This window comes from Intestinimonas sp. HCP28S3_D6 (assembly GCF_052065695.1).
In the GTDB taxonomy this organism is placed as follows: Bacteria; Bacillota; Clostridia; order Oscillospirales; family Oscillospiraceae; genus Intestinimonas.
This window is the reverse complement of the sequence record NZ_JBQHTM010000020.1, coordinates 43,966-56,106: the sequence shown is the minus strand read 5'-3', so window position 1 is coordinate 56,106 and position 12,141 is coordinate 43,966. Positions and strand designations below refer to the sequence as shown.

Sequence of the window (12,141 nt, the reverse complement as noted above, 5' to 3'; positions counted from 1 at the left end):
GTAAATGTTTCCTGTTTCTTCATCCCCATACACCACCATTGCGTTGATAGTGTTATTATCCCACATCCGGAGCCTTTATGGTAGTGCGGATTAAATCAGAGATTCCTTAGAGTAAAATCGTGTAGCAGAAGTGCGTAAGTCCGGATTTGGGCTTACGCACTTTATTTTTTGGAAAGAAAGGTGATTCAAGTGGACACAGCAAATCAGTTTTTAGGCAGTGAGAAGATCGGAGCCCTGATGCGGAAGTATGCCATCCCCTGCATCATTTCCCTGCTGGTGGGCGCCCTTTACAACATCGTGGATCAGATCTTCATCGCCAACGCCAGCTATCTTGGTTCCTACGGCAACGCCGCCAATACGGTGGTTTTCCCTTTAACGGTGGTGGCATTGGCCATCGCCGTTCTGGTGGGAGATGGCTGCTGCGCCTTTGTCAGCATCAGCCTGGGCAGGAGCGAGGTGGACAAGGCGAAGCACAGCGTGGGCAACGCGGTCATTCTGGCCGTGGCCAGCAGTCTTGTGCTCACCGCCATCTACCTCATCTTTGCCGACGCCATCATTTCCATGTTCGGCGGCACAGTCAATGAGGAGACCTTCCATTACTCCCAGGAGTATTTCTTCTACATTACCCTGGGCATCCCGTTCTACATGTTCGGCCAAGCCATGAACCCCATCATCCGGGCGGACGGCAACCCGAAATTTGCCATGGCCTCTACCCTTACGGGTGCGGTCATCAACATCATTCTGGACTCGCTCTTTATCTTCGGCTGCAAGTGGGGCATGATGGGCGCGGCGGTGGCCACCGTCATCGGACAGATCGCCACCGCCGCTTTGTCGGTCTGGTATCTACTCCATATGCGGATCATCCGGCCCGGACACGGTGATTTCGCATTGAACAGGAAGATCTGCGGGCGGATGCTGGTCCTGGGGATCACCAGTTTCCTCTCCCAGATCAGCCTGGTGGCGGCCATGGCAGCCATTAACAATATGCTGCGCAAATACGGAGCCCTGGACCCCGTGTTCGGTCAGGCGGAATATGCCCAGATCCCCATGGCGGTGGTGGGCATCGTCATGAAATTCTTCCAGATCGTCATCTCCATCGTTGTGGGCATGGCGGCTGGGTGCATTCCCATCGTGGGCTACAACATGGGCGCGGGAAAGGCCCGGCGAGTCAAAGACCTGTTCACCCGGCTGCTGATCGCCGAAGCGGCTGTGGGTGCGGTGGCCCTGATCTTTGCCGAATGCTTTCCTCAGCAGCTCATCAACATCTTTGGCGCGGCCAACGAGAGCAGCTATTATACCGAGTTTGCCATCAAGGCGTTCCGTACCTATCTCTGTATGATGATCCTTGCCTGCGTGAACAAGGCCTGTTTCATCTTTTTGCAGGCGGTGGGCAGAGCACTGGCCTCCACCATGCTCTCTCTGTTCCGCGAGGTGGTGTTTGGCGTGGGATTTGCGCTGTTGCTGCCAGTGTTTTTCGGGCTGGACGGCGTGCTGTACTCCATGCCCGTGTCTGACGTCCTCACCTTTTTGATCTCTGTATTTATCATCCGGAACACCTATAAAAAACTCAATGCAGAAGGAGCTGAGATCGCATGAAAAATCGCATTATTACCATCAGCCGGGAGTTCGGCAGCGGCGGACGCACCATCGGCAGGCAGGCCGCGGAGAAACTGGGCATTCCCTGCTACGATGCGGAGCTGATCCAGAAGCTGGCGGAGGAAAGCGGGTTTTCCGAAAGCTATGTCAAAGAGGCCGGAGAATATACGCCCCATAGTTTTTTGTCCTTTGCCTTTTCCAATCGCGCTCAGGGACCGACCAATGAGGATGTCCTGTGGGACCTGCAATACAAGGTGATCACGGAGCTGGCCGAGAAAGGCCCCTGCGTCATCGTGGGCCGGTGCGCCGACTACATCCTGCGGGACAAAGCGGACTGCCTGAAGGTGTTCATCCATGCGGACATGGCCTTCCGGGCGGAGCGGATCGTCAAAGTATATGGCGAGCGGGAGCAGTCTCCTGAGCAGCGGCTCCGGGACAAGGATAAGCGCCGCGCCGCCTATCACCGCTTTTACACCGACATGAAGTGGGGCCACGCCCAGAATTACCATATCACGCTTAACAGCGGGGTCCTGGGGATCGACCGGTGTGTGGATATCATCTATGGGCTTTTCTGATCATTAAACGAACGGGCAGAAGTTTTAATCAACTCCTGCCCGTTTATCTTCATGGGTAAGCTTGCGTTCTCACCCGCCCTTTCGATGAGAGCGGATGCCGTCATGGGTGAGCTCTGTTATATTTTCAGAGAATTAAAGTCCAGTTAATTTTCAGTATGTATGATAGCTCCACCATCAAACAGGAGGCACTTTTATGGATTTGAAAAAAGTCACCGCATTGCTGCTATCCCTGTCCCTGGCGGCAGGGTTATGCGCCTGCGGTCAGAAGGCAGAGGAACCGGAAGTCGAAGAAACTACTTCCACTGTGGCCAATGCCGAGGAAAAAGCCTATATTGAGGAGACGCTGAATCTGGCCAACAATGCCGATCTGACCTGGACCTACAACGCGGACGCTGACGCTTGGGTCATGTCTATCGTTTCGGCGGTGGCCTATCCGGAGCTGCCCGATCAGCAGGGCGTTTCCGTCTGCGTGCCCGGCGCCTATGTTACGGGCATTGACACGGACGGGGATGGCTCCGCTGATGTAACCGGTGCGGATGCCGGTGAAGAAGCCGTCAGCGGCACCCTGGTCATCGACTATGAGGCGGAAATCACCAGTACCAACGGCCAGACCTACACCGCCGCCACCGCCCCCATCATTCTGAATACCGGTGCGGCTGGCTACGGCTCTCAGAACAACTCTCTGGCTTCCACCACCTATGCCGCTGACGGCTATATCAATGTGTCCTGCGGCAACCGCGGCAAGCAGGATACCGCTACGGATGAAGATGGAAACACCTACTACACCGGCGACGCCCCTTTCTGCCTGGCTGATCAGAAGGCTGCGGCACGCTTCATCCAATACAACATCCTGCTGGGCAACCTGCCCGGCTGCGGGGACTATCTCATTTCCACTGGGGGCTCCGGCGGCGGAGCCCACGCGGTGATGTTCGCGGCCACCTCCAATAATTCTGATTTCTACGACTACCAGATTGAGGCGGGCGCTGTGGGCGTCTACTACACCGAGGACGGCGGCTATTCCACCGCTGTTACCATCGACGGCGTGGACTATGAGATTTCGGATGGGGCCTGGGGCTGTATTGGATACAGCGCCATTACCTCTCTGGCGGAGTCCGATATGACGCTGGCCTTTGAATACTACCTGAACGCCGACTATGACTTTTCCACCCAGTTCCAGGCTCAGCTGGCAGAGTATCTGTCCGCTGCCTATATGGAGTATATCAATGAACAGAACCTCTCCGTCAACGAGGCTGATGTAGGCTTTGACCTCAACGGCGACGGCGATTTGGAGGACACCGTCGCGCTGACCATCGAATATGACCTGGAAGCTCACCCCGAGACCAATGGCTACTACGGCACGTATCTGGATCTGTACCTGGCGGAATTCACCCAGAATCTCCAGTGGTATGTGGACAATCTGGACTATGCCGAGGACTGGACCTGGTTTGATGCCGACGGAAACCCGCTCAGCGATGAGGAAGTTGCCGCCATGACCAGTGAGGAGAAAGCGGAAGCCCTCCTGGAAGGCCGCTATGCCAAAGGCGCTTCCGGCGGTAAGGGGGACATGATGGGCGGTCGCGGCGACGGCATGGGTGATCTGCCGGACGGAGAGCTGCCGGACGGTGAACTGCCCGCCGATCTGAAACACGGCCAGATGGGCCGCGATACCGGTGACGGCAACCGGGAAATGATCGTAGGCACCCCCGATGCCGGTACGACCCAGGCCGCGGGCAGCGGCGTGGACTCCAACAACTACGCCACTTATGAGGAAATGGTGGAGGCCTACCGCGCTGACATTGAGAGCATCCAGGCCGGAGACCAATACGGCAACAACCTGGTGGAACTGTATGACCCCTTCAACTATATCAATGCCGATGGGACGGAGAACCCCACTTGGGTCAGAATCCTTTGCGGTGCGGCGGAGGGCGACATCTCCATGTTCAACTCCCTGAATCTTCAGATCGCCATGCTCAATTCCGGCATTGATGCAACGATTGAATGGCAGTGGGACGGCGGCCATGTACCCTCCGAGGTGCTGGGTGACTCCTTCAGCCTGTATGTGGATCAGATGTACGGCGAGTATGTGGACGGCGCCGCCACGATCACCAAGGCCGCCGCTGAGGCCCAGACCATCAACGGCACCGCCACAGAGCCTACCGGCACCGATCTCACCGGCTGGGTCAGCTATGAGAACGGGGAGGTCTCCTTCTCCCTGGCCGATGCGGCTGCCTACCGTACCGCCGGAGCCAGCAAGGCCATGCCCGGCTTCGATGTCATCGACTACGGCCAGGAGGACTATGTATTCGGCACCAGCGAGCAGGATGCCCGCCACTGGGACAGCGTCCTTCTGGAGATTTTCGAGACCTATGCCGACACGCTTGCACCTCTGTTCAACAGTAGCAGCGCACAATAATATTTCTTAGAAAAAGGGAAGCGGAGACCCTAAATGGGGCTCCGCTTCCTTACTATTGATCAGGTATCCCAATACTTTTTATAAATCTGGCTTTCATTGCCGTCAAGATTCAGCTGATATATCCACCAAAATGTTTCTGGGTTGCAACCGTTCCTCATAAAATCAAACACTCTGTATTAAAGCAAGTGTATTCATCTGATTCCCTCTCCGTTATTTGAATCCTCTACAGGCTTATGCGTAAGACGCATATATAAAAGCGGATAGGGATTGCCCTGCTCATCCAGCTCTGTCCTCTTATAAACCTGAAAGCCCATGTGCTCATAAAATCCCCTGGCCTGCGGGTTTTGCTCATTCACAGCTACCCGCTCTACGGCATAGGATTTGATCCCGTACTGGATCAGGCGCTTCCCCAGCCCCTTTCCTCGTTCTTCCGGGGAAAGGAACAACATTTCCAACGTGCCGTCCTCAACTCCCATAAAGGCTACGGGGCAGCCTGTATCATCTTCCGCAATCATCAAATGGGCGATTCCCATGAGCGCCTGCGGGACATATTCCTTGATGTGTTCGATCTCGCTGTCCGACAGGAACAGGTGTGTTGCCTTTACGGAGCTTTCCCATACCGTCAGCAGCCGGTCTATGAGATCCGCTGTCCTGTTTTTTGTTTCAACTTCAATGATTTTCATGCCGTCTCCTTTGCAGGATGTGCGATTACATATATGCCGATCTGTAAGCCTATTATACTTCGGCTGCCCCATCCGGGCAAGAGAAGCGCAGGCAGTTCCCCGTGGAAGGGGAGCTGCCTGCGCTTCGTTGCTTATCGATTATCTTCCTGGCATACGCTCTGCCGTGTTACGCGGCAGGGCGGCTTCCATGCCAGCCCGGCGTTGTGCTCCCAGCCGGCTGGGTGGTGCTGGAGCTGGTCTGGGCCAGATCTGTGGTCTGGATCATCAGCTGGGAGATCAGCTCCGCCACATCAGAGATGGGGATGGCGTAGCCCATACCCTCCACATCGGTGTCAGACAGCTTGGCGGTGTTGATTCCAATTAGTTCCCCATCCAGATTCAGCAGAGCGCCGCCGCTGTTGCCGGGGTTGATGGCGGCGTCGGTCTGGATGTAGGTGGAGGTGGTGCCGCTGTCACTGGTGATGCTGCGGTTCAGGGCGCTGACAATGCCGGTGGTCACGGACTGGCCGTAGCCCAGGGCATTGCCGATGGCCACCACCTGCTCACCGACCTCCAGGGCGTCGGAATCGCCCACTTTGATGACCGCGATCTGGGACAGCGTGTCAGAGGACAAATCGGAAACCGCCACCTTGATCACCGCCAGATCGGCATCCTCATCGGCGCCGCACAGCTGGGCATCATAGACGGAGTTGTCCACAAAACTCACCGACAGGGTGGTGGCGTCCTCAACCACATGGGCGTTGGTGACCATATACAGCCAGGTGCCGTCATTGGCGATGATGACTCCGGAACCGCAGCTGGTGGTCTCCTGTAGCTGGGTCTGGCCGGCGCCGTTGGGGCCAAAGCGGTTGAAGAAGCTCTGCACCTCCTGGACGGAGATGTTGGTAATGGCCACCACGCTGGGCAGGGCGGCAGAAGCAATGTCGGACACATCCATGCCGTACCGACTGCCGGAGTAGGAGGTGCTGGCCAGACTGGTAAGAACCGCTCCGGAAGACGCGGCACTGACGGAAGCCGTGCTGCTGTCCTCCTGGGGCAGGAGGGCGTTCACACCGTAAAATGTGCCCGCCGACACAGTTCCAAACAGAACCGCGCTCAGGGTCAGCGCCGCAACCCGCCGCAGGAACCCCTGTTTCTTTCGCCGGGTGCTGCGAACCGGGGCAGGATCACCGTGTTCGAACTCTTGTGTGCGCTCGTTCCAATCATAGTTCTGATTCATATCATTCATATAGCAGTCTCCTTTTCTTGGCTGTGCGATTGCATTGGTTTGACTTCAGGCTTCTGCTATAAGAATAAAAAATGAACCATAACTGGAGTTAAAAGGATTAGATTTTTTAAGCCGGAAAAGAGACGACCACCGTCAGGGACATTTCGTCGGGGCTCTCTGCCCGGATCTTTCCCTTATGGGCCAGCACGATGCTCCTGGCAATGGACAGGCCCAGACCGTAACCGCCTGTCTGGCTGTTCCGTGACTGGTCGGAGCGATAAAACCGATCAAAAAGATGGGACAGCTTATCCTCCTCCACAGGCTGGATGGTCGTATTTGTCACGGTGAGCAGGATATTCCGTCCCTGTTTTTCCAGCCGTAGCTCCAGCTGTCCACCGGTGGGTGAATATTTTAACGCGTTGTCCAGCAGGATGGAGATCAGCTGGCGGATGGCCTTTTCGTCTCCGGTGAAGGAGAGCATGGGCTGGATCTGCAGAGTAAGCTCCTTCTCCTGACTTTTGGCGGGGGCCAGGAAAGGCAGGGCCATTTCCTCCGCCGCATCGGAGAGCGGAAACTCAATGACCTGGAGCGGGGGCTGCTCCTCCTCCATGCGGGAGAGGTAGATGAGGTCGTTGGTCAGGCCCGTGAGCCGCTCCGTCTGACGGCGGATGTCGGTGAGCCACTGGTTTTCTCCGCACTCCATCTCTGCCAGATCCACATCGGCACTGATGATGGTCATGGGGGTTTTCAGCTCGTGGCCGGCATCGGTGATGAATTGCTTTTGCTTTTCATAGCTCTCGGTCACAGGACGGACGATGCGGTGGGACAAAATCAGCAGCAGCACCAGTACCGCCAGCAGACCCAGCAGGGACAGTGCCACACTGGCCAGCAGAGTCGTGCGGAAGGAGGACAGGCTCCGCCCGCAGTCCAGGAAAATGACGCGGGTGTTCCCTTCCTCTGCCAGCACCAGATAGCGGTAATCGTCCAGGAATCCGGCGGTGTAACCGGATTCGACCGCTGATTGGGCATACAGCTCCGCCGACTCATCATCCACAGCGGCGATCTGACCGGTGTCCGTCTGGATGACCTGACAGTTCTCATTCAGGACCACAGAGAAAAAGCGGGACTCGTAGGGGGTCTCCGGGGACAGCCCCTTTGCGCCCAGAAGATCCCGTTTGCCCGTCCCTCTGTCCATGGGAACCTCGCCATCCGGCAGGGCTTCCGGTTCACTGTGAAGTTTGGGGAATTCTCCGTCGTTGCTGCCCAGCAGTGCCAGCACCATATCGGCATCGGCCACCACTTTCTGATAGCTCATCAGGTTGACGCCGCCCAGGATCACGGTAAGAACGACGGCCAGGGAGATCATGCAGGCGGCTATGAGTTTTCGGCGCAGTTGTTTGATCATGTCTGTTCCTCCAGGGAGTAGCCGGCGTTCCGGGTTGCCTTGATCTGAATGTTCGCTTTCAGGGCGGTGAGCTTTTTCCTTAAATAAGAGATGTAGACCCACACCACATTGAGTTCCACATCGCTGTCGTAGCCCCAGATCCGTTCCACAAACCGCTCGGTGGGAATGAGCTGCCGAGGGTTGCGCAGCAGCAGCTCCATCATCTGGTACTCTTTGTTGGCCAGGCGGAAACTGCCGTGGGGTGAGGAGAGCTCGAAAGTGGCCTGATTCAGAGTGATATTGCCCAGGGTGAGTCGGCTCGTCACCTGGCCTCCGGTTTGGCTGCGGGTCATGGCCCGGATGCGGGCCATGAGCTCGGCGGTGGAGAAGGGTTTGGTCAGGTAATCGTTGGCACCCGTGTCCAGACCGGTGACCTTGTCCTCTACCTCTGACTTGGCAGTGAGCAGCAGTACCGGGATGGGGTTGCCAGCCTGACGCAGCCGGCGTAGCACCTCCAGCCCGTCCAGCTTGGGCATCATGATGTCCAGAATCAGGGCGTCGTAGTTCCCAGCCTCCAGATAGGCCAGGGCCTCCTCACCATCGTACACCGGGTCCACGGAGTAATTGTTCTTTTCCAACAGGGCCGTTACCGCCCGGGACAGGGAGCGCTCATCTTCTGCAAACAGGATACGCATACGATTGATCCTTTCTGTTTCTGTTTTTAAAGCCAGCATACCGCCGCTGCCTTAACCTTAATTAAAATCATAGCACAGTGTGCGCGTCCTGTCATGTATCCAGCGGTAAATGCGGCCACAGGCTTTTCATCCTGCAAAACCGTAAAGCGTTCACTTTTTGTTCACGAAAAAGGCCGCCGCAATTAAAGTCCAATTATGTTTTGGTTTTTACACTGGCATTACGATATCCAAACAAGGAGGCCACGCCTGTGAAGAACCAGATGACCTTTCAACGATACGAATTCAAATATTTGATGGATCTCCGCCAGCTGCAAGCCGTACTGAGCGCTATGGCTCCTTACATGGTGCCGGACGAATACAGCCACAGCTCCATCCGCAACCTGTACCTGGACACGCCGGATTACCGGCTGATCCGCCGCAGCCTGGAACGGCCTGTCTACAAAGAAAAACTCCGGGTACGCAGCTACGACCGGGCAGGAGAGCAGGCCCCGGTATTTGTGGAGCTGAAAAAGAAATATCAATCGGTGGTATATAAGCGCCGCATCTCCCTCCCGCAGGAACAGGCGCTGGCATGCATGGACGGGCGGCAGCCCTGGCCAGACAGCCAGATCGGCGCGGAGCTGGCCTACACCATGGATTTTTACAAAACACTCCGCCCGGCGGTGTTCCTCTCCTACGAGCGGGACTCCTTCCGCGGCGTGGAAGACGAGGAGTTTCGTGTGACCTTTGACAGCCAGATCCAATACCGGCAGGAGGAGCTGACGTTGGACTCCGATACCTGGGGTACGCCCATCCTGCCATCCGGCCAGGTGCTCATGGAATTGAAGGTGGCCGGAGGTCTGCCCCTGTGGATGGCCCATGTCCTTTCGGAACAGAGGATCTTCAAGACTTCTTTTTCCAAATACGGCGCCGCCTATCAGGACATCATGCTCAACAGACAGAGAGGAGAACAAAAATATGCTTGACACTGTATTCCGCGGGCTGTTTGATACCGCCCTGACCGACACCATCTCCCCCGGAAATTTTCTGATCTGCGTAGGCGTCTCCCTGGTTCTGGGGCTTCTGCTCTGCGCCATGACCGGCTGGCAGTCCCGCAGCAGCCGCAGTTTCACCATTACTCTGGCTTTGCTGCCGGCTGTAGTCTGCGTGGTCATCATGATGGTCAACGGCAATGTGGGCACCGGCGTGGCGGTGGCCGGCTCTTTCAGCCTGGTGCGTTTCCGCTCCGCCCCCGGCACCGCCCGGGAGATCTCCGCCATCTTTGTGGCCATGGGTACCGGCCTCATCACCGGTATGGGCTATTTGGCCTATGCCGCCCTGTTTGCCCTGATCCTGGGCACGGCCACCATGGCGTACACCGCATTCAGTCTCCGTCCCCACAGCGGCGGCCCCGTCTGCCGCACTCTCCATATCACCGTTCCGGAGGATCTGGACTACATCGGCGTCTTTGAGCCGGTGCTGGACGAATACACCCGGCAGTACAGCCTCACCCAGGTGAAGACCACCAACATGGGGAGCCTTTTCAAGCTGACCTACGACGTGACCATGAAGGACGCCGCCCTGGAAAAGAAATTCATCGACCAGCTGCGTCAACGCAACGGCAACCTGGAGATTGCCCTGGGGCATCAGGACAATGCCGTGGCAACACTCTAAAACAGGAGATGACAACACGATGAAACAGACAAAGCGCAAACTTACCGCGATTTTGCTGTGCGGCCTGCTGCTCCTCAGCGGCTGCGGAGCGCAGAACACGGCGGAGGACGCTTCCAGTACGGATACGGGAACCGCTTCCTCCGGGAATATCACGGCTGCCACCGTTTCCGCCATCGACACATCCGGCGTGTTCAGCGACCGGGATCTGGAAGGTACCTATGATGCGAGCGCGGCCATTCCCATTTTGCTGAATGGGGACAGCGCCTCCTGTGATTCCAGCTCCGTTGCCATTGACGGCAGCACGATCACCATTGCCGCCGAGGGGGTCTATCTCATTTCCGGTACCCTGAATGACGGACAAATCATCGTGAACGCCGGCGATACGGATAAGGTACAGCTGGTGCTGGCAGGAGCGGACATTACCAGCAGCACCTCCGCTGCCATCTATGCCCTGGAGGCCGACAAGGTGTTTATCACTCTGGCGGAGGGAACGGAGAACACCCTGACCAACGGCGGGGAGTACATTGCTATTGACGACAACAACATCGACGCAGTGATCTTTGCCAAGACCGATCTGACCCTCAATGGCTCCGGCAGTCTGACCATCAACGCCCAGGCCGGCCACGGCGTCGTGTCCAAGGACGAACTGGTCATCACCGGCGGAAGCTACACCATTACCGCTGCAAGCCACGGCCTCAGCGGTAAGGACAGCGTGGCCATCGCTGACGGTACCTTTGCCATCACCTCCGGCAAGGATGGTATTCACGCTGAGAACAGCGACGACACCTCCCTGGGCTGGCTCTATATCCAGGATGGCAGCTTTACCATCCGCTCGCAGGGGGACGCCATCAGCGCCCAGGGAGCCCTTCAGATTGACGACGGCACCTTTGACCTCTACACCGGAGAGGGCAGCGCCAGCGTGGAGATGACCAGCAGCGACCAGTTCGGCGGCCCCATGGGCGGCGGCCAGCGGGGCGGCTGGACGGATCAGACCACCGCCCCTGACACCCAGGCCACTTCCACCACCCAGACGGAGGAGGACTCCACCAGTCAGAAGGGGATCAAGGGCGAGAGCATCTATGCCATCAACGGCGGCACCTTTACAATCGACAGCGCGGATGACTGCCTCCACGCCGGAGGGGCCATGACCATCGCCGCCGGGGACTTTACCCTGAACAGCGGTGACGACGCCGTTCACTGTGACGACGCCCTCACCATCCAGAGCGGCACCTTCACCATCCCGTACTGCTACGAGGGCATTGAAGGTCTGTCCATCACCATTGAGGACGGTGTGTTTGACATCACCTCCAACGACGACGGCCTCAATGCCGCCGGCGGCGCCGACAGCTCCGGCTTTGGCGGCTTCGGCAACCGGTCCCAGGATACCTTTGCCGCCAGCTCTGACAGCTTTATCATCATCAATGGCGGCGCCTTTACCATTGTGTCCGGCGGCGACAGCGTGGACTCCAACGGCGATCTGACCATCAACGGCGGCACATTGGATCTCACCTGCAATGGCGCCGGCGACACCGCTATTGACTGCGATGGTACCTACACCAACAACGGCGGCGACGTCACCACCAATGACGGCTCCGAGAGCAATCCCGGCCAGATGGGCGGCGGCAAGGCCGGTATGGAGGGACGGACTGGAACTGACGGCCAAGGTGATATGCGCAGTCAAGGAGGTTCGGATGTCCAAGGTGGTATGCGCGGCCAAGATGGTGCAGTTCCCTCCGGAGATATGAGGCAAACGCCCGGAGCATAATCCAGCGAAAATCCGGTTTGTTTTTAGGGTTGTCTCTCCAGGTTTTCGCTCAATCGGTTATTCCTGTATTAATCTCAAGCTGCCCTTGTGAGGAATAGACCTTTAGTAATCCAGAAAATGCTGTTGCTCAAAATGAAGAAGTTCAGAGATGAAAAGATTACAATAGATCC

The 12,141-nt window shown here is 57.1% G+C and carries 10 protein-coding genes; 6 read left to right on the top strand and 4 right to left on the bottom strand.

The features are described from left to right. Nucleotides 1-189 precede the first annotated feature (189 nt). The 3 genes from ACTNBK_RS08470 to ACTNBK_RS08460 all read left to right on the top strand — a co-directional run bounded on the left by ACTNBK_RS08470 (nucleotide 190) and on the right by ACTNBK_RS08460 (nucleotide 4,584). Entirely contained in the window at nucleotides 190-1,596 is a 1,407-nt protein-coding gene (locus ACTNBK_RS08470; protein ID WP_441145326.1) for an MATE family efflux transporter, read from the top strand. After that, nucleotides 1,593-2,171 (top strand): AAA family ATPase, encoded by a 579-nt coding sequence (locus ACTNBK_RS08465; RefSeq protein WP_441145324.1) that lies wholly within the window; start codon nucleotides 1,593-1,595, stop codon nucleotides 2,169-2,171. The genes ACTNBK_RS08470 and ACTNBK_RS08465 overlap by 4 nt, the downstream gene beginning before the upstream one ends. A gap of 193 nt (nucleotides 2,172-2,364) precedes the next feature. Then, nucleotides 2,365-4,584 carry a hypothetical protein gene (locus ACTNBK_RS08460; RefSeq protein WP_441145322.1) on the top strand — a complete coding sequence of 740 codons (2,220 nt, stop codon included), beginning with the start codon at nucleotides 2,365-2,367 and terminating at the stop codon, nucleotides 4,582-4,584. 191 nt (nucleotides 4,585-4,775) lie between these two features. On the opposite strand, the gene ACTNBK_RS08455 is transcribed toward ACTNBK_RS08460, so the two are convergent. The 4 genes from ACTNBK_RS08455 to ACTNBK_RS08440 all read right to left on the bottom strand — a co-directional run bounded on the left by ACTNBK_RS08455 (nucleotide 4,776) and on the right by ACTNBK_RS08440 (nucleotide 8,553). Continuing rightward, nucleotides 4,776-5,267 (bottom strand): GNAT family N-acetyltransferase, encoded by a 492-nt coding sequence (locus ACTNBK_RS08455; RefSeq protein WP_441145320.1) that lies wholly within the window; start codon nucleotides 5,265-5,267, stop codon nucleotides 4,776-4,778. A 166-nt stretch (nucleotides 5,268-5,433) separates the two neighbouring features. Next, nucleotides 5,434-6,495: a S1C family serine protease gene (locus tag ACTNBK_RS08450; protein ID WP_441145318.1), complete on the bottom strand. Its 1,062-nt coding sequence runs from the start codon at nucleotides 6,493-6,495 to the stop codon at nucleotides 5,434-5,436. Between the two features lie 106 nt (nucleotides 6,496-6,601). Then, a complete protein-coding gene (locus tag ACTNBK_RS08445; RefSeq protein WP_441145316.1) occupies nucleotides 6,602-7,879 on the bottom strand; it encodes a sensor histidine kinase in 1,278 nt (425 codons plus the stop codon). Further along, a complete protein-coding gene (locus ACTNBK_RS08440; RefSeq protein WP_441145315.1) occupies nucleotides 7,876-8,553 on the bottom strand; it encodes a response regulator transcription factor in 678 nt (225 codons plus the stop codon). Before ACTNBK_RS08440 ends, ACTNBK_RS08445 begins: the two co-directional genes overlap by 4 nt. 248 nt (nucleotides 8,554-8,801) lie before the next feature. Here ACTNBK_RS08440 and ACTNBK_RS08435 point away from each other — a divergent pair, with 248 nt between their 5' ends. Genes ACTNBK_RS08435 through ACTNBK_RS08425 form a run of 3 tightly spaced genes read left to right on the top strand, consistent with a single transcriptional unit; the run spans nucleotide 8,802 to nucleotide 11,971 of the window. Continuing rightward, nucleotides 8,802-9,518, top strand: a complete 717-nt coding sequence (locus tag ACTNBK_RS08435; RefSeq protein WP_441145314.1) for a polyphosphate polymerase domain-containing protein — start codon at nucleotides 8,802-8,804, stop codon at nucleotides 9,516-9,518. After that, nucleotides 9,511-10,206: a DUF4956 domain-containing protein gene (locus tag ACTNBK_RS08430; protein ID WP_441145313.1), complete on the top strand. Its 696-nt coding sequence runs from the start codon at nucleotides 9,511-9,513 to the stop codon at nucleotides 10,204-10,206. Before ACTNBK_RS08435 ends, ACTNBK_RS08430 begins: the two co-directional genes overlap by 8 nt. Before the next feature lie 19 nt (nucleotides 10,207-10,225). After that, nucleotides 10,226-11,971, top strand: coding sequence for a carbohydrate-binding domain-containing protein (locus ACTNBK_RS08425; RefSeq protein WP_441145312.1), 1,746 nt, complete (start codon nucleotides 10,226-10,228; stop codon nucleotides 11,969-11,971). Nucleotides 11,972-12,141 lie beyond the last annotated feature (170 nt).

Bases quoted from the DNA above. Each gene is read 5' to 3' on its own strand.
- ACTNBK_RS08465 (WP_441145324.1), top strand. From the start codon at position 1,593: ATGAAAAATCGCATTATTACCATCAGCCGGGAGTTCGGCAGCGGCGGA.
- ACTNBK_RS08460 (WP_441145322.1), top strand. From the start codon at position 2,365: ATGGATTTGAAAAAAGTCACCGCATTGCTGCTATCCCTGTCCCTGGCG.
- ACTNBK_RS08455 (WP_441145320.1), bottom strand. From the start codon at position 5,267: ATGAAAATCATTGAAGTTGAAACAAAAAACAGGACAGCGGATCTCATA.
- ACTNBK_RS08450 (WP_441145318.1), bottom strand. From the start codon at position 6,495: ATGAATGATATGAATCAGAACTATGATTGGAACGAGCGCACACAAGAG.
- ACTNBK_RS08445 (WP_441145316.1), bottom strand. From the start codon at position 7,879: ATGATCAAACAACTGCGCCGAAAACTCATAGCCGCCTGCATGATCTCC.
- ACTNBK_RS08440 (WP_441145315.1), bottom strand. From the start codon at position 8,553: ATGCGTATCCTGTTTGCAGAAGATGAGCGCTCCCTGTCCCGGGCGGTA.
- ACTNBK_RS08430 (WP_441145313.1), top strand. From the start codon at position 9,511: ATGCTTGACACTGTATTCCGCGGGCTGTTTGATACCGCCCTGACCGAC.
- ACTNBK_RS08425 (WP_441145312.1), top strand. From the start codon at position 10,226: ATGAAACAGACAAAGCGCAAACTTACCGCGATTTTGCTGTGCGGCCTG.